This is a genomic window from Pseudemcibacter aquimaris, from assembly GCF_028869115.1.
Taxonomy (GTDB): domain Bacteria; phylum Pseudomonadota; class Alphaproteobacteria; order Sphingomonadales; family Emcibacteraceae; genus Pseudemcibacter; species Pseudemcibacter aquimaris.
The window spans coordinates 2,256,353-2,277,352 of record NZ_CP079800.1 but is presented as its reverse complement, the minus strand read 5'-3'; the positions used below and the strand labels follow the sequence as shown (position 1 = coordinate 2,277,352).

Here is a 21,000-nt window from a genome sequence, read left to right as displayed (position 1 = left end):
TTTATTGTTACATTGTTACAGCCTATAGTCCGGCTTGCTGTAAATTATTCGCTTTGAATAGTAAGAAATAGAGGGAACACAATGGAGATTTTGTTAGACCTGTATGGCGTAATAGCCAGCATCTTTAACGAGATTGTCGGGGTATTTTATCAGAGCTCAATATTTATCCTTTTTGGATTATTTTTTGCTGGGATAATGCATGAATTTATCCCAATTAAACTGATTACAAAAAATCTTGGCCAAAAGGGGATTAAAGGAATCTTCTGGGCGACCATTTTGGGTGCGCCACTTCCGCTTTGTTCTTGTAGTGTGCTTCCTGCTGCGGCAACGCTTCGTAAAAAAGGGGCGTCAAAATCCGCCACGGCTTCATTCATTGTGTCCGTTCCTGAAACAGGTGTTGATTCAGTAATCGTATCTTATGGTCTTCTTGGGCCAGTGATGGCTGTTTACCGCCCTATTGCTGCTATTGTGAGTGCTATTGCTGCGGGGCTTGCGTGTGCGTTTTTAACGCGCAATGAAAAAGATGATAAAGAAAGTTCAGAACAAGATGCAAAAAACATAGAAGAAGTTGCGCATCATCACCATCATCATGACCACCATCATGGTCACGACCATGATCACGATCACCACCACCATCACCATCATCATCATCACGATCACGGGGATCTTGCAGAATCTAAAAATATTGACATTAAGCAAAAAGCCAAAGGCGTATTTCGCTATGGGTTTGGGCCAATGCTTGATGATATTGCTTTTTGGATCGTTGTCGGCTTGGTTATTACCGGCGTGATGCTGGCTGTATTGCCGGATAATTTCTTTTCTTTTGGTGATGGGTTTCTTGCGGGCATTCTGACGATGCTGCTTATGGTCGTTATCAGTGTGCCGCTTTATACGTGTGCAAGTATGTCGACGCCTGTTGCAGCGGGCCTTATCGTTAGCGGATTATCCCCTGGTGCGGCGTTGGTGTATCTATTGACAGGGCCAGCCACAAGTATTGCGACAATTAACATAGTTGGCAAAATGCTTGGATACAGGGTCATGTGGGCGTATTTGTCTTCTATCATTGTTGTTGCGATCTGTTTTGGTTTAACGTTGGATTATTTTGCAGCGGATATTGTTCGTGTGGATGCTATCCTTGCCCTAAATAGCGCTGATAATACTTTCTGGATGGTTGTAAAATCGGCTTCTGCGGTTATCTTCTTAGGGTTGGTGATTGCGAGCTTTAGTCGTAAAAGCTACATGGAGCCAGTACATGATCTTAAAAAACAGGGTGCTGTAGTCGTTGAGGTTTTAAGAAACCATCAACAAAAATTAATGGGCGCAGCAGCAGCAATTTTCGTTGTAATGCTTAATCCATTATATACGGTTCAAGTGCCACCGGGCAGCCAGGGTATGATCCTAAGGTTTGGAGAAGTGGTGGATCAGAATTTAACACCTGGCCTTTATTTTAGATTACCGTCACCGATCACGGAAGCCGTGGTTATTGATACGGGCAATGTTCGCCAAATTACAATTGATGAAAGCCTTAGTAATTCAACAGCCGCTGGCGTAAGGCTAAATTCATATGAAAATTTCAATACGTATCTGACCGCTGATGAAAATGTTCTTTTGATAAAGTCGGTTATTACCTATGAAATTGATGATATTTATAATTATCACTTTTATAGCGAACAAAATGATCAGTTGCTGTTGGATATCGCAAGACAGGTTCTTGTGACGGAAACAGTGCAGCTTCCGATTGATGCCGTTTTCACAACAGAAAGGCATAATCTTGAAAGTCGTTTTCGCGATCAGCTAAAAGGCAAGGTGGATACTCTTGATCAAGGTTTTAAAGTACTTGATGCGCGTCTTGTTTATGTTCATGCTCCGAACCGTGTCCATGATGCATTTCGTGATGTGGCCAGTTCACTTGAAGATATGCAAAGGTCATTGTTCCTTGCGGATGGTGATGCGATCCGCGTATTGAATGATGCACGCGGTAATGCAGAGGACATAAAAGCGAACGCCAGTGTCGAAGCAACACGTGAACTTGCAAATGCCAAGGGGCAGGCGGCTGCATTTAAGCCGCTAGCCGATGTGCATGGGCAATATCCATATATTACAGAAAAAAGATTGCAGCTTGAATCTCAGGAAATAAGGCTGGTGCCGCCAAAATTATATTTAAATGGTTTGAAAAATTCAGAAGGGGTCGATTTGTGGCTTGATCCTAACGCCGAAGACGTTGTCAGGTTCAAATTTAAGGATTAATGGGAAGAGTTTAATAATGTTGAAGAAGAAATTACCGCTGATAATAGGATCGCTTTTGGTTGTCGCATATTTGATGACATCCTTTTTTGTGGTTAATGAAGCAGAATATAGCATCGTGACGCGTTTCGGTCGCACGGTTGCTGTTCATGATGAACCAGGTCTGCGTGTTAAGCTCCCTATGCCATTTGAACGGGTCGTTAGGTTTGATAAAAGAAACATGTATCAAATCATCCCAGAAGAAGAATTTCTTACATCAGATAAGAAGAACATCGTTGTATCCTCTTTCTTAACATGGCGAATTGTTGATCCTGAAAAATTCCTTACGGCACTAAGAACGCGTGATGCGGCGGAAGCACGTATTGAAAACTTAATGAAATCGTTATTTGGTGCCGCGTTAGGGCAAAAACCTTTCACTGATTATATTCCTGCGGATATTACGCAAGCAAGCGACATGAGAGCGGCGGAAAATATCTCTATCATGGAAGAAAAAATATATAATGAGGCTTCTGCCTTAGCGAGCCGTGATTATGGTATTGAGCTTACGAATATTGGTGTTTCAAAATTTAATTTCCCGGCACAGAACCTGATTAGTGTTTATGCACGTATGCGTGCGGAACGTGAACGTATCGCCAAATCGTATCGTTCCGAAGGGGACGCAGAAGCAAGAAAAGTAATTGCAGATGCCAATAGAAGAAGTGCTGAAATCATTTCTGCTGCTGAAGCAGAAGCGGAAATCGCCCGTGGTGAAGCCGAAGCCGAAGCCGCGCGAATTTATGCGGAAGCCTATAAGGATAAAGAAGGTTTTTATGAATTCCTAAGAACGTTAGAAGTTTACGGAAGCATCATTGATAATGATACAACCTTGATCCTTCCGGAAGATTCCCCGCTTCTTGATCTGTTGACCAATCCACCGCTTGAAAATAGAAAGGCGGACAGATAATGGTCAAGAAAATCTTATATGGTTTAGGAGCATTGTTATTGCCGTTATACGCAGTATCCGGCTTTTATGCTGTAGAACCAGAAGAAACGGCGGTTACCTATATTTTTGGAAAGATGATTGATAAAAATGTAGAGGCCGGCATTCACTGGAATGTCCCTTATCCATTCGGTAGCCAGACCGTAAAAACAACCAAAGCGAATCTTATTCTTTCTGTTGGTGAAACTGCACCACCACTTGAAAGTTTTACATATGGTGCGCAAAATCTTTGGATGACGGGCGGTGCCAGTCTTGTGGAAATTCAGGTTGATATCCAATATACGATCACACGGTTGGATCTTTTTGAAACATCACATGACAGACCGGAAGTGTTCCTTGATTTTATGGCGCAAAAAATGCTGACCCGTTCATTGGTGGAAAAAAGCGTCGATGATATTCTGACGACAGGAAGACAGCTTCTAGGCAGTCAAATTCGCCAAGCCATGCAGGTAGAGCTTGATAACGCAAATACCGGCATTCAGGTGCAGGATGTGATTGTAAAATCGCTTTCCCCACCCAGTAATGATGGTGTTGCCGATTCATTTCAATTGGTACAAAATGCTAATTCGGACCGTTATAGACGTATTGAACTTGCGGAATCCCAGAAAAACCAAGTTTTATTTGATGCAGAGGTGGAAGCTACCCGCATCAGAAACGAAGGAATGGCTGCAAAATTTGCAAGATTAGAAAGTGCAAAAGGGGATGTCGCGAGATTTAACGGTCTTGCCGCAGAATGGCAAAAATCACCAGAGGCAATGGAAAGACGCATTTATCTTGAAGAAATGGCAGATATTTTAAGGGATGTAAAAGTGTATGTCGTGCCGAACAATAGTGCGTCAAATGTTATTGGGAACAGATAACCGTTCATAAAAAATCTTAAGTCATAAAAAAACACTCACCAAATTATTTTGATGAGTGTTTTTTTTATTAGTGGCTCAATAACCTTAAGCGATTAGGCCTTGGTATCAACGCCTTCTTTGTCTTTGTTACCGCCTTTGGAAACACCAACCATCGCAGGACGTAATAGGCGGTCTTTGATTTTATAACCAACCTGCATTACCTGCATCACTGTACCGTGTGGATGCTCATCTGTTTCTGCTTCGAACATTGCTTGGTGATGATTGTGATCGAAAGCTTCGCCATGTGGATTAATTTTATTAATGCCGTGGCGTTCAAAGATATTGTGAAGCTCGCGGTCAGTCATTTTAACACCTTCAAGCAGGTTCTTAACATGATCGGGAATATTGTCTTCTTCCGGCAAGGATTCTAGCGCACGGTGAAGGTTGTCCGCAACGGCAAGGATGTCACGGGCAAAATTTGTCACCGCGTAATTTGCTGCGTCTGCTTTTTCTTTTTCAGCGCGGCGACGTACGTTTTCTGCCTCTGCAACTGCGCGTAAAAGCTTGTCACGCAGATCATTGATCTCTGCTTCAGCAACGCTTAATGGCGTTACTTCTTCGCCTGCTTCTTCCGTCTTTTCCGGTTGTTCGTTATTTTCTTCTTCAGAAATGTTTTCTTCGTTCATTTCTTCATTTTCTGTGTTTTCAGTCATTATATTATTTTTCCAATAATTTTTGCTGTGTAATCTACCATCGGAATGATCCTTGCATAATTTAACCGTGTTGGTCCAATAACGCCAATCACACCGAGTAAGTTGTTTTTTTCATCCATATAGGGTGCAGCGATAACAGATGAACCCGAAAGAGAAAAGAGATTATTTTCAGAACCAATGAAAATTCTTACTCCATCGGCATTTTTTGCGAGCCCAAGCAGCTCAATCAAGTCTTTTTTGCGCTCAAGATCACTAAAAAGTAGTCTGATACGTTCCAGATCCTCTTTCGCATCCAAATCATCGAGCAGATTTGCCTGTCCACGGACAATAAGTGATTCTTTTGATATTTGCCCCGCGTCTCGGGTTCCTGCCCAGACAGCAAGGCCTTGTTCAACAATATTCTGGGCGAGCAGATCAAGTTCTGCTTCATGTACGCTGATTTCTTTTTCAATCTGTGCTTTGGCCTCAGAAAAGTCATGGCCATGTAATTTCGAATTGATGTAATTGGCCGCTTGAATAAGTGCGGACGGGGTAATGCCCGGTGGCACATCAATAATACGGTTTTCAACATCATCACCGTCACTAACCATCACCACAAGGGCACGCCCGGGTGATAAATGCACAAATTCAACATGTTTTAACGGGCGGTCTTTCTTTGGGGCCATAACGACGCTGGCACATTGGGAAAGACCGGAAAGCATGCTTCCGGCTTTGGTCAGCACATCTTCCATATTGTGGCCGGAATTATTGCACTGAATTTTAATGTCATTACGTTCTTGTTTGGTCAGATTGCCCAGTTCCAGCATGCCATCGACAAATAACCTTAATCCCATTTCCGTTGGAATGCGTCCCGCGGATGTGTGTGGGGAATAAATAAGACCGCTTTCTTCCAAATCTGCCATTACATTACGAACCGTAGCCGGGGAAAGGGATACTTCAAGCTGTTTTGAAAGCGTTGCAGAACCAACCGGGTCGCCCGTTAAAATATAGGCGTCCACAATCTGGCGGAATATTTCCCGTGATCTGTCGTTCAAAATGCTCATGCTAGGTAATGTAGGTACGCCTTTGGCCAAGGTCAACGCTAGGGCGTAAATAAAATATAATTGAGTGGCATTGCGTTTGATTTAACGTTAAAACCGATAATTATATTCTTTAAAGGGAGAAGGTTTTATGCGCCCATCCGGCAGAAGCGCTGATCAAATGCGTGAAATTTCAATGGAACTCGGTTTTTCAAAATATGCAGAAGGATCATGCCTGATTAAATTCGGTGATACCCATGTGTTATGCACTGCTACACTCGAAGAAAAAGCGCCGCCATTTTTACGTGGTTCTGGAAAAGGGTGGGTAACCGGTGAATATGGGATGCTTCCGCGTTCCACACATGGTCGTATGCCGCGCGAAGCTGCAAAAGGAAAACAATCTGGTCGCACACAAGAAATTCAACGTCTAGTGGGGCGTTCATTACGCGCGGCCGTTGATCTTGAAAAGCTTGGTGAATGTCAAATTCGTGTGGATTGTGATGTGATACAGGCAGACGGAGGAACACGAACAGCGTCAATTTCTGGCGGTTATGTCGCGCTTTATCAATGCCTTCAGAAAATGGTAGCGAACGGTACATTATCAGAAGTCCCGATTATTCACGAAGTGGCGGCGATTTCATGTGGTGTTTATAAAGGCACACCAGTTCTTGATCTTGACTATGATGAGGATAGCGCCGCGGAAACAGATGCGAACTTCGTGATGACTGGTGCTGGTAAAATTATCGAAATCCAAGGAACCGCAGAGGAAGAACCATTCAGCGAAGAAGAGCTGCTTCGTATGATGCGTCTTGCCAGATTTGGTGTGGATCAAATCACGAAAATGCAACGTAAGACATTGGGAATTTAGACATGTCACGTAAGTTTGATGAAAAAAAACTGGTGGTCGCGAGCCATAACGCGGGCAAGGTGCGTGAAATTCGTGAGCTACTTGAACCATATGGTGTTGAGGTTTTTTCATCAAAGGAACTTGAATTATCCGAACCTGTTGAGGACGGGGAAACATTTATTGCTAATGCAGAAATTAAATCGAAAAGTGCCACATCTGAATCCGGTCTTGTGGCATTAGCGGATGACAGCGGGCTTGTCGTGCCGTCAATTGGCGGCATACCTGGTATTCATTCAGCACGTTATGCGGTTAACCCGGAAACGAATGAACGTGATTTTTCATATGGAATGGCGCGTCTAAATAATGAACTGGGTGATCATGACCGCGGTGCATATTTTGCATGTGCTTTGTCACTTGCGTGGCCGGATGGGCATGTCGAAACATTCGAAGGGCGCGTGCATGGCTGTCTTACATGGCCAATTCGTGGTGAGAATGGATTTGGTTATGACCCGATGTTTATTGCGGATGGTTATGATGACACATTTGGTGAAATGGAACCGAATGAAAAACATTCAATCAGTCACCGCGCGGATGCGTTTAAGAAATTAATCGATGCCTGCTTCAAATCATAATGAGATTTCAATTTACGTACATTGGCCATTTTGTCTGGCCAAATGTCCATATTGCGATTTCAATAGTCATGTTCGTGAAACGATTAACGAAGATGACATGCGAGATGCGCTCTTAAGCGAGGTCGAGCATTACGCGAACCTAGTCGGTAAACGTACAGTAAAAAGCATATTCTTTGGCGGTGGTACGCCATCGTTGATGAGCGCGAATACGGTTGAAACGGTTATCAGACATATCGATAGAACCTTTGGGTTATCAGACGATATTGAAATCACACTAGAAGCCAATCCAACCAGTGTTGAAGCCGCAAAGTTTGCTGATTTTGCCAGTGTCGGCGTTAATCGTGTTTCTATTGGTATTCAGGCATTAAATGACAGTGATCTTAAGGCGCTAGGGCGCGAGCATAGTGTGAATGAGGCACTTGGGGCGATCGAACTATCACAGAAATATTTTTCGCGTTCCAATTTTGATCTTATTTATGCGCGGATGGGGCAAACCACAGCCGAATGGGAACAGGAACTCTCGCAAGCGATTAAAATGGCAAATGGGCATTTATCGCTATATCAATTGACCATTGAGCAAGGCACACCATTTTACGGCAGTTGGCGTAAAGGTGATTTGGTGATACCGGAAGAAAATGTGTCTGCGGAAATGTATGACCTGACCAATCAGATATGTTCTGATCAAGGCTATCCCGCCTATGAAGTATCTAATTATGCGCGAAAGGGCGAGGAAAGCCGACATAACCTGACCTATTGGCGTTATGGCGATTATATTGGTGTAGGGGCAGGGGCACATGGGAGGATAAGCTATGACGGTAATACATACGCGACCATGCAGAATAAAAAGCCGGAAACGTGGCTTAAAAACACGCAAATGAATGGCCATGCAACCAAAGATCATATTCAGCTATCAGCCACCGAAATGGCAGAAGAGATGATCATGATGGGGCTAAGGCTTACGGACGGTATTGACCTTAACACCTTTGAAAATCGAATTGGTAAGAAGATAAGTGACTTTACGGGATCGGATCAGGTGGATTTGATGATAACTCAAGGGTTTCTTGCGCCAGTTTTTCCAGATCGACTTCAATTGACAGAGAAGGGGCGCCCCCTTCTAAACCAAATACTGGGTCAAATTTTGGTGTAAAATCCATTGGGACTTCTACGTAAAGCGGTCTGTTTTCCTGAATAAAGCTTTTTGGGGCGTCTTCGATCTTTATAAACTCGTCTTCAGATACTTCAAATACGGCAAGACCGCGTTCAACAAGTCCTGTTCTATGGAAACGGAAAATGCCATCAAGACCGACAAAGCCGCTTGGGTCGGTTAGGATTTTCTTGGAAAATGTTGGGGTACGTTGGCTTCTGACTATGTTGGATACAAGGGCCATGGCATCATATCCAAGCGTTACCAAACGTGGTGGCATGACGCCATATGCATCGTTATAGCGATCAAGGAATGCGTTTGATTTTTCTTCTTCTGGTGCGGCGAACCATCCACCTTGAAGCTGTGGTTCATTAAACAGCATAGGGTCTTGCCACAGACCGGTTCCAAGGACTTTCACCTTTGTCAGGTCAATTTCATAATAGGACAGAAGTGGCGCCAGTGATCCAAGCATTGAGCCACCTTCCGGCAGAAGGATGGCATCAAATTCAACATCGCCCAATGTTTCAAGGTTTCTAAGTTCAGTTAAAAATTCCCTGCCCATGTCATCGTCATTACCAAGGGAACGTAAGAATTGGCGTTCATCGAGGAATTCCTGACGTCTATAATCATAATTGGCAATGCGTTTTACCGGTTCATCAAGCATGGATGGATCATTCGGGTAAACTTCCATCGCGACCAGTTCATTAAAATCTGTGGCAATCAGTGGTTCAAGCACATCAACAACGCGGCCACCATATAGAGTTTCCGGGATTAAAGCGGCGAATTTTTCATGTTGCTGTTTTGATGCATATTTGATGATACGACCAACCTGTTCTTCAGGGCGGAAGCTTAAAAGAAAGACATTGTCCCCGGCGACATCTTGATCGGTTGAAAAGCTGATCATGTTAAGACCTGCTTCTTTCGCGATTGGCTTTGCGGCACGGATGCTGCCAGCAAATAAGGGGCCGATGATGATATCTGCGTTTCTCGCGATCAGTTCGGTTGTGGCTGCTTCTGCGCCTTCTGGTGTGCCGCGTGTATCAACAGGGATGAGGTTTAGCCTTTTATCCCCGGCATCAAACATTGCCATTGTGATGGCGTTTAACATGGCTTGTCCGACTTGGCCGGTGTCACCACTTAACGGTAACATTACTCCTACGTTGATTTTTAAACGCGCGGGGCGGTTATCTATAATTTCTTCTTGTTTGTCGTCGCGTCTTAAAATGGGGGTAAGAATATTTGTCGGTTCATCCGGAATGGTTTCCGGTTTTGTATCAAAAACAATTTCTTGTTCCGGCGCGGGTGGCGCGCTTTGTGCAAATGGCGCATTGTCACTATCCGGTCCACATGCGGCAAGTGTTAATAATGCAGGAACCACTAAGGTCGTTTTATATATTTTTTTAATCAGCAAACTGATTGATCCCATTTTCATTGCAATGACAATATTTCATTAGTTATACCAAAGGAATTCAGTTAGGCTAGTCCTGAAATATGGCAATGGTGTGGAAAATAAAGAAAAATGGAAAAAAAACAACGAAACAAATTTGAAAGCGGTCTTTATGTCACCGCGACACCCATTGGAAACCTGGGGGATATCACGTTAAGGGCGATCGATTTGTTAAAGGCGGCCGATTTTATCGCCTGCGAAGATAAGCGCGTTAGCGGCAAGCTGCTTTCTTATTATGAAATTGATACGCCTATGATTTCTTATCATGACCACAATGCGCAGGAAGTTATGCCACGTATTCTGGATGAACTTGGATCAGGAAAAATCATTGCACTTATCAGCGATGCGGGTACGCCACTTATTTCTGATCCGGGGTATAGGCTCGTTAATGAATGCAGGGCCAATGATATTATGGTCACGAGCTTACCTGGTGCTAGTGCTATTTTGTGTGCTTTAACAAATGCCGGTATGCCGACCAATAATTTTTTATTTCAAGGTTTTTTGCCGCCAAAAATGCAGGCGAGACAAAATGAAATTAAAAAATTTAAAAGTGTTGATGCGAGCATCATTTATTATGAATCACCGAAAAGATTACTGGCCTGCTTAAAGGATTTAAATACGGTCCTCGGAAACCGTGAAGCAGCCGTTTGTCGGGAACTGACAAAATTATACGAGGAAACACGTAAAGGCAGTTTAGAGAGTTTAATCGAACATTATGAAGATAGCCCAACACCAAAGGGCGAAATCGTAATCATCGTATCCCCGCCGGAAAAGACAGAAGGGGCGGTGAATGATCTTGATGACGCATTAAAAAATGCGCTAGAAAAATTATCAGTGAAAGAGGCCGTTGCCGCAGTTACCTATATGACAGGGCGAAAGCGCAAGGAAGTTTATAAAAGGGCATTGGAATTATCGGATAATGGGCGCGGGGAATAAGAAAAAAGCCTATAGATGGGGGCATGTCGCAGAATGGCTTGGGGTGATATTCCTTACCCTTAAGGGGTATTCTATTCAAGAAAGACGATATAAAACATCGGTTGGTGAAATTGATATTATTGCCCGAAAACAAAACATAACCGTTTTTTGCGAAGTTAAAGCGAGAAAAGATTATGATGCAGCAGCACATTCATTATCCGAAAAACAGAAAAATCGTATCAGAAACGCAGCAGAAATTTATCTGTCCCGCTTGAAAAACAAAAATGATAACAATAATCTAAAGACCGAAATAATCAGATGTGATATGATCATGATCATTCCCTGGAAATGGCCAATACATATTGAAAACGCGTGGTAATAATGATTCCTACCCTTGATAAACAAATTGAATTTTTAAAAGACGTTGGCAAAATGCCGGAAGATGAAATTGATCTTGCTGAAACGGCGTTAATGCTCGCTAGCCTTGATCGTCCCGGTGTGTCATTACAAAAATATCATCATCATCTGGAAATTTTAAAACTGGACCTTAACAGCGAAGCCCATAATTCAAACACGGCAGCGGAAAAGGCGGAAAGCTTGATCGAGGTAATGTATGGCCGTCATGAATATAATGGTAATGATAAATTTTATGATGATTTGCAAAATAGCAATATCATGTCAGTTATCGACCGCAGATTAGGCATTCCGATCAGCCTTGGTATTTTATACATGCATGCAGCCGAAAGCCAAGGATGGCGTGTTGAAGGTGTTAATTTCCCAGCCCATTTTTTAATCCGTCTTTTTGGGGAAAATGATCAGGTGATCATGGACCCATTTCATAAAGGCAGAATAATGGATGCCCACGACTTGCGTGATTTGGTCGGTACTATTTCGGGCGGCAGTAAAAGCCTTGAACAATGGCATCACGCGCCACTTGGAAAGCGTGATATTTTGGTAAGGTTGCTTAATAATATTAAGATCCGTTGCCTGAATGTCAGTGACTTTGAATTAGCGATGAATGCATTAAATCGCACCATATATATTGACCCTGACAAAATCGTACATAAATTTGAACTTGGTATGCTTCAAATCCATACCAGAAGCATGGAAGCAGGAAAACAAAACCTGCTCGATTGTTTGGATTATATGGATGATAATGTGGATGCCGAAGATAAAGAAATGCGAAAGCAGATTTTAAATACGCTAAAGGAAATGCGTGCCTATAACAGGCCAAATGTGTTTGAGCTGATAAAAGGCGATATTGATAAGGATAAAGAATAAATGAGTTTAAATGTAGCGCTTCAAATGGACCCCGTTGAAACTATTGATATTAACGGGGATAGTACCTTTGCCATGGGGCTGGAAGCTCAGAACAGAGGATATAACCTGTTTCATTATATGGTTGATGATATGTCCTATGTGAATGATAAAGTTAAAGCCCATGTCAGGCCGCTTGAATTAAGACGAGAAGAAGGAAACCATTATACGCTTGGTGAAAGCAAACATATGGACCTTGGTGAAGACATAGACGTTATTCTTATGCGTCAGGATCCACCATTTCATATGGGCTACATCACAGCGACACATATTCTTGAGCATATCCACCCAAAAACATTGGTTGTGAATGATCCGGCATCGGTCAGAAATGCACCGGAAAAGATTTTCCTTACCCGTTTTCCGGAATTAATGCCGCCAACAATGATTACTTCCAACGCGAATGATGTGCGGTCATTCCGCGATGAATATAAAGATATTATTGTAAAGCCATTATACGGTAATGGCGGTGCAGGTGTTTTCCGCATTAGCGAAGGCGATCAAAATTTAGCAAGCCTGATTGAAATGTTTCAGGAATTTTATACCGAACCATTTATCGTTCAGCAGTATCTGCCGGACGTCCGTAAGGGCGATAAGCGCATTATACTTGTGGACGGTGAACCTGTTGGCGCCATCAACCGTGTACCAGACGAGGGCGAAGTGCGTTCAAACATGCATGTGGGTGGCGAAGCACGTAAAACGGACCTGACAGACCGTGAACGTGAAATATGCGATAAAATCGGCCCAGTGCTAAAAGAGCAGGGGCAAATATTCGTTGGCATTGATGTGATTGGTGATTATCTAACGGAAATCAACGTAACATCGCCAACCGGAATTCAGGAAATCAAACGATTTGATGGTACTGATATTGCGGCGCTCATTTGGGATGCGATTGAAAAGAAGCTATAGAGAATATTTTTAGGTAACAAAAAAAAGCCCCCTGAATTTCAGGGGGCTTTCTTTTTGCAATTTTGAAACTCTTATCTTTCACCGAATGAGTTATCAATACCTCTGCTGATTGGTTTCATAAGATATTTAAATAGTGATTTTTCACCCGTTTTAATATCAGCAACCAATGTCATACCCGGTGTTATGCGGTTTGCAGCAGTATCTGCACCAACATAGTTTCTAGGCAGGTCGATATAGCCTTTGAAGTATGAATCGCCTTGTTCATCAATGAATGATGATGCAGACACGGTGGTCAGTTTTGCTTCAATCGAACCATATACCGAATAGTCATATGTATCGACCTTTAGCGTCACTTCGTTACCAGCTGTTACATGACCAACGTCGCGTGGAGAAATGCGAACTTCTGCAACAAGCTCATCTTCGTTAGGGACGATCTGCGCAATCATATCACCTGGTGGAATAACACTTGCATATGCACGGTACTTAAGGCCCTTTACAATGCCGTCTACTGGTGAAAGAACGCTTAAGCGGGCAAGTTTGTCATTCAAGCGTTTTAGCTCTGATTGAAGGCCAACACTTTCTTCGATCATAACAGCTAACTGGTCAAGAGCATCGCTGTTTAGGCGCTCTCTTAATTCAACCAGGTTGCCTTCTGCTTCGTTGATACCTGCGATAACACCAGTTTTTTGTTCAACAGTTGTGTCATACGCGCTTTTTGCATTTACATATTCACGTTGAATTTCAAGAAGACGGATTTTTGATCCAAGACCTTTTTCAGTAAGTTCTTCACGAATAGCTAATTCTTCAGCAACAATATCCATTGCTTCTTTTTGTGCCGCTTCTTGTTGTTCAAGTACAGAAAGCTGGTTTCTGGAATTTGCGATTTTTGAAATGTAAACACGTTCCTGCGCAGTACGCGATTATTTCTGTTGATTAAGAAGTTTTTCCTGATCCAGTGCAATTACCGGATACTCGTCTTCGTAATCAGAGAAATCAGCACGCTCGTTAAGGGCAAAATCGCGTAATCTGCGCATTTGCATATCGAGTGATACATAACGTGTGCGTGCACGGTTAAGTTCAGCGAGTGTTGATGTATCATCAAGCTGCATCAATGGCTCGCCTTTTTTAATCACGTCACCGTCTTTTACAAAGACTTCATTAACGATACCGCCTTCAAGATGTTGAACTGGCTGTACAGAAATGGATGGAACCACTTCACCTTGTGCAACGCTCGTTTCGTTAAGGCTGATAAAAGGAGAAGCTAATATACAGCCAATAACAATCAGGCCGATCACACGAATAGTACTGACAGATGAAGCAGGTGGTCCTGATTCTTCAAGTAATGTCGCGCGTGACAAAAATTTTGCATAATATTCTGTCGGCTTATTTGTATTTTTACCTAAGAAGCTGTTCACACCTTTTTGAACAGGGTTCCCTGAAGAAGCGGCTACGGCTGTAGATTGTTCAGCAGTCTCTTCGATTGCGTTTTCTTCAGTGTTTTCTTCGTTTTCGTTTTTGTTTTCTTCAGTCATTATGAACGGTTCCCATCTTCTACTTGGGGTGTTTGATTGTCTGTTGATTGATAAATTTCGTCTGGTGTACCCAAATTAACCACCATACCATTTTCCATTGAAAGTACCTTGTCACATAGTTTTACATGGCTAGGGCGATGCGAAACCATGATGATTGTACAAGTACCTTTTAATTTCTTAAGTGAATCGATAAATGCTTTATCCGCTTCAAAGTCAAGTGTCTGTCCTGGCTCATCCAATAACAAAATAGGGGCTTTCTTAAGGAAAGCACGTGCCAGAGATAGGCGTTGTTTAAAACCGGACGGAAGACCATGAACGGTATGATCACCAATTCTTGTTTCTAACTTTTCCGGAAGTTGTTCGATATCATTCGTCAAGTTTGCAAGATCGCACGCTTCCATAAGTTCTTCATCACTCGCAGTTGGGTGAGAAAGTCTTAAGTTCTGTGCAATCGTGCCATGGAAGAAACGTGATTCTTGCGGTACGTAAGCAATGTTTTGACGCAGCACCAATGGATTTATTTGTCTGATATCCATACCGTCCAAAATAACCTGACCAGCCTGATTTTGGTACATTGCCAAAATCACCTTAAGGATTGTCGATTTACCGGATGCGTTTGGACCGACAACAGCCATCATTTCATTTGGTAATACTTCAAAACTTGTACCAAGCAGCGCAGGTTCTGCGCCCTGACGGTAACGGAAACTGACACGGTCCATAAGAATGTGGCCGCCAAATTCGCGTTGACTTAGGTTATCCGGGTTCGGGTTAACTTCTGTCTTAAGTTTCATCAGGCTGTTGATTTGCTTAATGCTGCTGATTGTATATTCCAGTCTTGAAAGTGTCAGGAATAGATTTTGCAGCGGTGATAATAACAACGCTGAAAATGCTGGTGGCGGTGAAGAAGTTCAAGCCGGTGCAAATGCGGGCGGTGAAAACTTCATTAATGGTGGTAACGGTAAGGACAATATTACTGGAACATCAGAGAATGACACCATCGACGGTGGCAACGGTAAAGACACAATCTCTGGCGGAGAAGGTGATGACCTGATCACAGGTGGTACAGGTAAAGATACTATTCACGGTGACGAAGGAAACGATAACCTTTCCGGTGGAAGTTCAGGCGATGTGATTTACGGCGGTGCCGGTAATGATCTTATTGACGGCGGCAGTGATGACGATGAACTATTCGGTGGTGAAGGAAGTGATACGCTTACGTTCCTAGCACAACAAGGTAATGATGTTGTTGATGGCGGCGCAGGTGGTGATTGGACAGATACCATTGAGCTTTCCGGTTTTGAAGGAAACGCAGCACAAGACGGTTGGACGTTATCATTAAATGATGGCAGCACAATTGAATCAACTGGCGACGGTGAACTTGTACTTTCCGGTGATGCTGGTGGTACAATTACATTTGATGAGGGGGGATCCATCGATTTTGAAAACGTGGAAAAAATTGTCTGGTAAACTTTGAGTACAGACACTCTCCGGCAAAAAAGGCGCTTTGAGTACAAGCGCCTTTTTTCTTACATAATGAATTTAATTCGGTTTATTTAACCAAGAATTTCTTTTGCGACAGCTCGGTAAGCTTCCTTAATTGCTGTTTGTGTGTCTGCTTTGGCACCCGCGTCACTATTGGCAATATGAATGTTACCAAATGGTTTGCGTCCGATAACCCATGGCTTGTCTTCTTCCGCGTAATCCTTACCCCATAATAGGGCGTTACTGGTTGAATATCCATGCGGCCAGCGGTTGACGGTAATACCTGCAATGTCACGGTCCGCATCAAAGCCAGCTTCGCCAAGAGCCTGTGTTAATTGGTCTTTTGCATGCTGTTCAAATTCTTCGAATGTGGTGGTTAGAATTTGCCTTCTGCCCTCACGCCATTGGTCTGTGCCTTTGATGTCGCGGAACAGTGGGACATGACACATATGAACAACCATTGGTTCATCCGGTGTTTGTGAACGTTTATATTCACCAACCGATACAGGATAAGCAAGCTCGGCCTGTTTATAAAACCCGCCTGTATAATAAACAAAGCTTGTTTTTAGTTTATCAAAGGCTTCCCAGTTGCGAAGCAGCACTTTCGTATAAACAAGCGGCACTTTTACGTTAAACGCAAGACCCGCCTTTTGTTCATCGGACATTTCCGGACAAAGGTAAGGAATCGCGCTATTGTAACAGGCCATTACAGTTTTCTTCGCACGTACTTTTCTGGCTTCATCATCACGAACATAGGTAATATCAACATTTTTGCCATCATCAGTGTTTTTAACATGAACAACAGTACTATTTAGACGGATGTTGATGTTCTGGTCCTTTTGATCCAGCTTCGTATAATCGGCCTTGGCTGTCACGATGTCTTCCATAGTGCTGCCCGGCATGGCTTCAGGGATCATTTTACGAACTAGCAAGCGCGCGATAGAGGCATTACCATCTGGAAAATGGAAGATATAGGGATCAACACCACGTCCAGTACGAATTGGTAAGGTATGATCAACTCCGGGAATGCCGCCGTCATAATATTGAACGGCCGTTGTTGGCACTTCTTCCATATCCACGCACCAGAAACTCATACCCCAGTTTTGATAGATGTTGATAACTTGTTCATCGACCTTCACATAATCACGCAGGAATGCGGAATAACCGGTTTTACCGAGGATTTTAAATTTCTCTTCGGTTGGTGTTCCTTCAAGGTAATCAACTTCCGCAGTTTGCACGCGAATAAAATCTTCGCGTGCCTTATCGGAAAGCGGTGCTTCTTTGGCGAAATCTTCCCATGATTTTTCACCGTATCCAACCACATGTTTTGTTTCGCCAAATTGCTTTTCATCAAACACGATGGAAAAACCCATGCCGCGACGGGAATATAATTCCTGATCAAATGCTTCATAGAAGTAATCAAGATCAATACCAAGGTCGACTAACAAGTCCATTGCTTCTTTGGAAAATGATGATGGTGTTTCGATGGCTTCTGTGCCGCCATATCCAAGTCTTGTTTCACCATTGATTTCAAATTCATTACGCTTGGCATGACCCCCAAAATCGTCATGGTTATCAAGAATTAGAATTTTGGCATCTGGTTTTCTTTGTTTGTAAAAGTAAGCCGATGAAAGTCCACTGATGCCGCCCCCAACAACAACAAGATCATATTCTTCGTCGTGCTTTTCAACATTCCATTCTTCCCCAAGTACGCGTGTGTGCATGGTTTCCCACGAACCATCATGGCTACCGCGCATGCCTGATTTTGCTGGCGGATAATAACCCTTTTCCAGCGTAAATTCATTAGGCGCACCGAATGCTTCTACCCATGGGGTTAGAAGTGATGCTGTGGCAGCAGTTGTAATGGCAATTTGGGTGCCGTTTAGGAAATCACGGCGGGTAATATTGTCTTTTGTCATTTGGGGGGGCCTTTGTATTCAATTATCAATACGGTATAGATTTGACAGATGAATGTCAAGGATGATTATTCGGGAACGGACCCTAAATGTTGAATGGTTTCAGCGGCAATTTCTGAGCCTTTTTCAAGGGATGCCTGAATGTCATTGTCAATTGATAATCTTGAAAGGAATCCAGCGGCAAATGCATCACCCGCGCCGGTTGTATCAATGACTGTTGGTACTGGTTTTGCGTCTTGGGAAATCATGGCGCCGTCGTAAAATGCGATGCTTCCATCCTCACCAAGTGTGATGACCACAAGAATGTTTTTATCAAGCGCAAACTGTTCCAGTTTCTCGATCAGGTCAGTTTGTGATTTTTTTAAACCGAAAAAACCAATGTCGAAATGTTCGCTTGCGTCTTCTAATAATTCGAAATCGGGATCGGTTGAAAAATCTGAAAAATCGACGGCAATTATAGCATCTGTTTGAATGGATAAAACTTCCGCGAACACATTGGTGATTTGATGGTAAACGGGGGTCATCACCAGATCGGCCTCATAAATAAGTTCTTCTTGCGCGGCATTTATTTCAAAATTTTCCAGCACCCCTTTTTCATATTTGGTGAAGTTTTTTTCACCATCGTCATGAATTTCAATGTATTGGACAGGGGTTTTGCCTTCATAAAACGTGATGTGACTTTCGATGCCGGGTTGATTAACGGCGGCAAGGGCAACGGCCGCTTCCTCTTCGTCGGTGCCAATGGCAGAAATTAATTGTATTTGATCATCCGGTTTAAATACACGTCTCGCTTGTCTTGTAAAATTGCCGGTGATACCACCAGGCAGCAACTTATTTTCCGGCATATAACGATCAACACCAAGGTCACCAACGCATACAATTTTCATTGTAATCTCCCAAGCGCCGTAAGTAATTTACGTGACTTTTCAGTATTGACCACCTTATCTTTCATAAGGGCTGTGCCAACGATGGCGCCGTCACAATGATTAAGTAACATCTGTCCGTTTTCTGCATCAAATCCGCTGCCGATGATCACCGGGATTTCGGTTGCCGCTTTTGATTGATCAAGGTCGTTAATCACGGGGGCATCACCAGTTGCATCGCCACTGATGATTATGGCATCGGCGTGATGTTGTTCAGCAAGTTTTGCAGACTGGGCAATGGTGCGGTCTATCAGCATGGTCGCGTATTTTACTTGAATATCTGCCATGATCAGGATGTGTTCTGATCCGGTATCTTTTCGATATTTAATCAATCCTTCTGGATCGATATCAAATTCACCGTATCCCGGTCGTGTCATGGGGTCGACGAAATAATCGGTTCTGATGAAATCAGCATTTGCTGTCTTTGCCACATCCAGTGATGCTTTTGGATCATTCAAAAGAATTTCAACGCCAATTTTGCAATTCTTTCGGGCATTAACAACGGCCTTGGTGACAAGGATCATTGCATCGATCGTTTCTTGTGTTGCTTTTACGCGGTGGGGTTGGTCATATTCATTTTCAATCAATGCCCCATCAAAGCTAAGTTCTTCCAAAATACGCAAATCATTAAGAGCGCTTTTAATGACGGCATCAATACCCGGGGAACCGTCATAATCCGGCAAGGGGGGTAAATGGATCATGCCGATTAACGGGTTTTCCGATTTAAACATTTTCTGGAAATTGTTCATTTTCCGTCTCTCGCTTTTTTAATGATCAGGTAAGCCGGAATGGATGTTAGTGATAAAATGATGCCGTATAGGCTTTGTTCGGTATTATAAATTAATGCGCTGATGATTAATATCGACATGGTCAATATAAAGATGCATGGAACCAATGGATAAAGTGGCGTTTTAAAATCATCTTGTGAACCAAGTCGAGGGCGCAGCTTAAAGATGCTTGAAACGACCAATATGTTGATGAATTGAAGAGGCACCATCAAGAAGGTAACAATTTCAGAAAATGTACCGAAAAACAGCAAGAAAAATACTGCCATAGCCGCAGAATATATAATCGATCCCGAAGGAACCCCGGTTTTTGGAGATAAATAGGAAAGTGCCTTAAAAAATGGTTTTAAAAATGTTTTTGATGCATCATCATTAAAATCAGAAACGGTCGCATAAAAAAGACGTGGGATCGATAACACAAGACCACCAAGGGCGCCAAAAATTGATACACCGATCAATATTTGAAAAATATTAACACCGATACTGCCAAATGCAGCTTCAGCAGCGGTGGTGGCGATGATTGTCGGGTTGTCACGCATATATTCAAGCGACATTACATTTAAGAACGCATAATTAATCAGTAAATAAATGGCTGTAACGCCAACCACGCCCAGAATTAAACCCGATGGCAAATTGCGTCTTGGGTTTTTAACTTCACCCGCAAGGTGTGATGCATCGGCCCATCCGTCATAAGTGAATAGAACAATACCAACCCCTAGTCCGATAAATTGCATTGTGCTCCATAAATCAATTTCACTATTTTGATTTGTAGTGGAGGGTGTCCACTCAACGGGATTGGCGAAGAATATCGCACCAATAATAAGGGCCAAAATACCGATTGTTTTTGCCGCTGTAATGATGATTTGAGTATTACCGCCTTGTTCAATTCCTCTTAAATTTATAAGAGCGAAAAAGGCAATGGCCATCACACCCCAAGCCAGCATCAGTATGTTACTTTCAATGCCAAAGACTTGATTGGCCAGTTCCCCGAAAAAGATCGCCGTCCCTGCGATAGAAGCAGGGCCAACAACCAAAATCTGTATCCACCCTTGAAAGAAACCGGCGAATGGGCCATATGCTTCGTTTAATGAATGATACATAACGCCGGGGCGCGGCAATAGAATGGATAATTCAGCGAATGTTAGTGAACCGCATAGCACGATAAATCCGCATAGGGCCCAAAAGAAATAAACCTGCCATTCTGCCTCGGCGACTGCGGCAAGTTCACCAGGCGTAAAAAATATTCCAGAGCCAATGATGTTTCCCAGTACAATTGAAAATATACTGACAAAGCCTAGCTTACGTTTAAGGCTCATGTTTTTCCCTTTTGTTTTTATTATGGCAGGACAGTAACATGGAA

At 43.0% G+C, this 21,000-nt stretch carries 19 protein-coding genes and 2 pseudogenes; 11 read left to right on the top strand and 10 right to left on the bottom strand.

The annotated features are described in order from the left end of the window. Positions 1-81 precede the first annotated feature (81 nt). The 3 genes from KW060_RS10720 to hflK are packed head-to-tail and all read left to right on the top strand — an operon-like array spanning position 82 to position 4,083. Positions 82-2,247, top strand: a complete 2,166-nt coding sequence (locus KW060_RS10720) for an SO_0444 family Cu/Zn efflux transporter (protein WP_274757244.1) — start codon at positions 82-84, stop codon at positions 2,245-2,247. A gap of 16 nt (positions 2,248-2,263) precedes the next feature. Continuing rightward, a complete protein-coding gene (hflC, locus tag KW060_RS10715; protein ID WP_249034819.1) occupies positions 2,264-3,187 on the top strand; it encodes a protease modulator HflC in 924 nt (307 codons plus the stop codon). Continuing rightward, the gene (gene hflK / locus KW060_RS10710) at positions 3,187-4,083 is read left to right on the top strand and encodes a protease modulator HflK (protein ID WP_249034818.1); all 897 of its coding nucleotides are present in this window, start codon (positions 3,187-3,189) and stop codon (positions 4,081-4,083) included. Before hflC ends, hflK begins: the two co-directional genes overlap by 1 nt. Before the next feature lie 92 nt (positions 4,084-4,175). Here the strand turns inward: hflK and grpE are convergent, their stop codons facing one another. Beyond that, positions 4,176-4,775, bottom strand: a complete 600-nt coding sequence (gene grpE, locus KW060_RS10705) for a nucleotide exchange factor GrpE (protein ID WP_249034817.1) — start codon at positions 4,773-4,775, stop codon at positions 4,176-4,178. After that, a complete protein-coding gene (hrcA, locus tag KW060_RS10700) occupies positions 4,775-5,818 on the bottom strand; it encodes a heat-inducible transcriptional repressor HrcA (RefSeq protein ID WP_249034816.1) in 1,044 nt (347 codons plus the stop codon). Before hrcA ends, grpE begins: the two co-directional genes overlap by 1 nt. A gap of 127 nt (positions 5,819-5,945) precedes the next feature. Between hrcA and rph the strand changes: the two genes are divergently transcribed. From rph to hemW, 3 genes are read left to right on the top strand one after another with little or no spacing between them, the layout of a single operon-like run. Continuing rightward, complete coding sequence (gene rph / locus KW060_RS10695; RefSeq protein ID WP_249034815.1) at positions 5,946-6,662, top strand: ribonuclease PH; 717 nt, start codon at positions 5,946-5,948, stop codon at positions 6,660-6,662. A gap of 2 nt (positions 6,663-6,664) precedes the next feature. Then, positions 6,665-7,273: an RdgB/HAM1 family non-canonical purine NTP pyrophosphatase gene (rdgB, locus tag KW060_RS10690; protein WP_420833115.1), complete on the top strand. Its 609-nt coding sequence runs from the start codon at positions 6,665-6,667 to the stop codon at positions 7,271-7,273. After that, complete coding sequence (gene hemW / locus KW060_RS10685; RefSeq protein ID WP_249034814.1) at positions 7,254-8,420, top strand: radical SAM family heme chaperone HemW; 1,167 nt, start codon at positions 7,254-7,256, stop codon at positions 8,418-8,420. Before rdgB ends, hemW begins: the two co-directional genes overlap by 20 nt. A gap of 736 nt (positions 8,421-9,156) precedes the next feature. On the opposite strand, the pseudogene KW060_RS15860 reads toward hemW, so the two are convergent. Then, a pseudogene (locus KW060_RS15860) lies at positions 9,157-9,843 on the bottom strand (penicillin-binding protein activator); the annotation flags it as partial. 93 nt (positions 9,844-9,936) lie between these two features. On the opposite strand from KW060_RS15860, the gene rsmI reads away from it, so the two are divergent. Genes rsmI through gshB form a run of 4 tightly spaced genes read left to right on the top strand, consistent with a single transcriptional unit; the run spans position 9,937 to position 13,002 of the window. After that, complete coding sequence (gene rsmI, locus KW060_RS10675; protein WP_249034813.1) at positions 9,937-10,800, top strand: 16S rRNA (cytidine(1402)-2'-O)-methyltransferase; 864 nt, start codon at positions 9,937-9,939, stop codon at positions 10,798-10,800. Beyond that, the gene (locus KW060_RS10670; RefSeq protein ID WP_249034812.1) at positions 10,784-11,158 is read left to right on the top strand and encodes a YraN family protein; all 375 of its coding nucleotides are present in this window, start codon (positions 10,784-10,786) and stop codon (positions 11,156-11,158) included. The genes rsmI and KW060_RS10670 overlap by 17 nt, the downstream gene beginning before the upstream one ends. A gap of 2 nt (positions 11,159-11,160) precedes the next feature. Continuing rightward, on the top strand, positions 11,161-12,060 hold the full coding sequence (locus tag KW060_RS10665) for a SirB1 family protein (protein WP_249034811.1): 900 nt from the start codon (positions 11,161-11,163) through the stop codon (positions 12,058-12,060). Next, the gene (gene gshB, locus KW060_RS10660; RefSeq protein ID WP_249034810.1) at positions 12,061-13,002 is read left to right on the top strand and encodes a glutathione synthase; all 942 of its coding nucleotides are present in this window, start codon (positions 12,061-12,063) and stop codon (positions 13,000-13,002) included. A 71-nt stretch (positions 13,003-13,073) separates the two neighbouring features. Here the strand turns inward: gshB and KW060_RS10655 are convergent. The 3 genes and pseudogenes from KW060_RS10655 to KW060_RS10645 form a co-directional block, all read right to left on the bottom strand. Further along, a pseudogene (locus KW060_RS10655) lies at positions 13,074-13,901 on the bottom strand (HlyD family type I secretion periplasmic adaptor subunit); the annotation flags it as partial. A gap of 21 nt (positions 13,902-13,922) precedes the next feature. Further along, positions 13,923-14,534, bottom strand: a complete 612-nt coding sequence (locus KW060_RS10650; protein ID WP_249034809.1) for a putative HlyD family type I secretion protein — start codon at positions 14,532-14,534, stop codon at positions 13,923-13,925. Further along, a complete protein-coding gene (locus KW060_RS10645; protein WP_249034808.1) occupies positions 14,534-15,325 on the bottom strand; it encodes an ATP-binding cassette domain-containing protein in 792 nt (263 codons plus the stop codon). The genes KW060_RS10650 and KW060_RS10645 overlap by 1 nt, the downstream gene beginning before the upstream one ends. A 19-nt stretch (positions 15,326-15,344) precedes the next feature. Between KW060_RS10645 and KW060_RS10640 the strand changes: the two genes are divergently transcribed. Further along, complete coding sequence (locus KW060_RS10640) at positions 15,345-16,001, top strand: calcium-binding protein (RefSeq protein ID WP_249034807.1); 657 nt, start codon at positions 15,345-15,347, stop codon at positions 15,999-16,001. A gap of 86 nt (positions 16,002-16,087) precedes the next feature. Here the strand turns inward: KW060_RS10640 and KW060_RS10635 are convergent, their stop codons facing one another. The 4 genes from KW060_RS10635 to KW060_RS10620 form a co-directional block, all read right to left on the bottom strand. Beyond that, the gene (locus KW060_RS10635; protein ID WP_249034806.1) at positions 16,088-17,935 is read right to left on the bottom strand and encodes an FAD-dependent oxidoreductase; all 1,848 of its coding nucleotides are present in this window, start codon (positions 17,933-17,935) and stop codon (positions 16,088-16,090) included. Positions 17,936-18,000: 65 nt separating this feature from the next. After that, positions 18,001-18,819: a PfkB family carbohydrate kinase gene (locus KW060_RS10630; protein ID WP_249034805.1), complete on the bottom strand. Its 819-nt coding sequence runs from the start codon at positions 18,817-18,819 to the stop codon at positions 18,001-18,003. After that, positions 18,816-19,604, bottom strand: coding sequence for a BtpA/SgcQ family protein (locus KW060_RS10625; RefSeq protein ID WP_249034804.1), 789 nt, complete (start codon positions 19,602-19,604; stop codon positions 18,816-18,818). Before KW060_RS10625 ends, KW060_RS10630 begins: the two co-directional genes overlap by 4 nt. Then, on the bottom strand, positions 19,601-20,956 hold the full coding sequence (locus tag KW060_RS10620) for an APC family permease (protein WP_249034803.1): 1,356 nt from the start codon (positions 20,954-20,956) through the stop codon (positions 19,601-19,603). The genes KW060_RS10625 and KW060_RS10620 overlap by 4 nt, the downstream gene beginning before the upstream one ends. Between the last annotated feature and the right edge of the window lie 44 nt (positions 20,957-21,000).

Coding starts and splice junctions, on each gene's coding strand:
- KW060_RS10665 (WP_249034811.1), top strand. CDS start 11,161: ATGATTCCTACCCTTGATAAACAAATTGAATTTTTAAAAGACGTTGGC.
- KW060_RS10670 (WP_249034812.1), top strand. CDS start 10,784: ATGGGCGCGGGGAATAAGAAAAAAGCCTATAGATGGGGGCATGTCGCA.
- rph (WP_249034815.1), top strand. CDS start 5,946: ATGCGCCCATCCGGCAGAAGCGCTGATCAAATGCGTGAAATTTCAATG.
- hrcA (WP_249034816.1), bottom strand. CDS start 5,818: ATGAGCATTTTGAACGACAGATCACGGGAAATATTCCGCCAGATTGTG.
- KW060_RS10625 (WP_249034804.1), bottom strand. CDS start 19,604: ATGAACAATTTCCAGAAAATGTTTAAATCGGAAAACCCGTTAATCGGC.
- rsmI (WP_249034813.1), top strand. CDS start 9,937: ATGGAAAAAAAACAACGAAACAAATTTGAAAGCGGTCTTTATGTCACC.
- KW060_RS10635 (WP_249034806.1), bottom strand. CDS start 17,935: ATGACAAAAGACAATATTACCCGCCGTGATTTCCTAAACGGCACCCAA.
- KW060_RS10650 (WP_249034809.1), bottom strand. CDS start 14,534: ATGACTGAAGAAAACAAAAACGAAAACGAAGAAAACACTGAAGAAAAC.
- gshB (WP_249034810.1), top strand. CDS start 12,061: ATGAGTTTAAATGTAGCGCTTCAAATGGACCCCGTTGAAACTATTGAT.
- KW060_RS10645 (WP_249034808.1), bottom strand. CDS start 15,325: ATGAAACTTAAGACAGAAGTTAACCCGAACCCGGATAACCTAAGTCAA.
- KW060_RS10720 (WP_274757244.1), top strand. CDS start 82: ATGGAGATTTTGTTAGACCTGTATGGCGTAATAGCCAGCATCTTTAAC.
- hflK (WP_249034818.1), top strand. CDS start 3,187: ATGGTCAAGAAAATCTTATATGGTTTAGGAGCATTGTTATTGCCGTTA.
- hflC (WP_249034819.1), top strand. CDS start 2,264: ATGTTGAAGAAGAAATTACCGCTGATAATAGGATCGCTTTTGGTTGTC.
- KW060_RS10640 (WP_249034807.1), top strand. CDS start 15,345: ATGCTGCTGATTGTATATTCCAGTCTTGAAAGTGTCAGGAATAGATTT.
- grpE (WP_249034817.1), bottom strand. CDS start 4,775: ATGACTGAAAACACAGAAAATGAAGAAATGAACGAAGAAAACATTTCT.
- KW060_RS10630 (WP_249034805.1), bottom strand. CDS start 18,819: ATGAAAATTGTATGCGTTGGTGACCTTGGTGTTGATCGTTATATGCCG.
- KW060_RS10620 (WP_249034803.1), bottom strand. CDS start 20,956: ATGAGCCTTAAACGTAAGCTAGGCTTTGTCAGTATATTTTCAATTGTA.
- hemW (WP_249034814.1), top strand. CDS start 7,254: ATGCCTGCTTCAAATCATAATGAGATTTCAATTTACGTACATTGGCCA.
- rdgB (WP_420833115.1), top strand. CDS start 6,665: ATGTCACGTAAGTTTGATGAAAAAAAACTGGTGGTCGCGAGCCATAAC.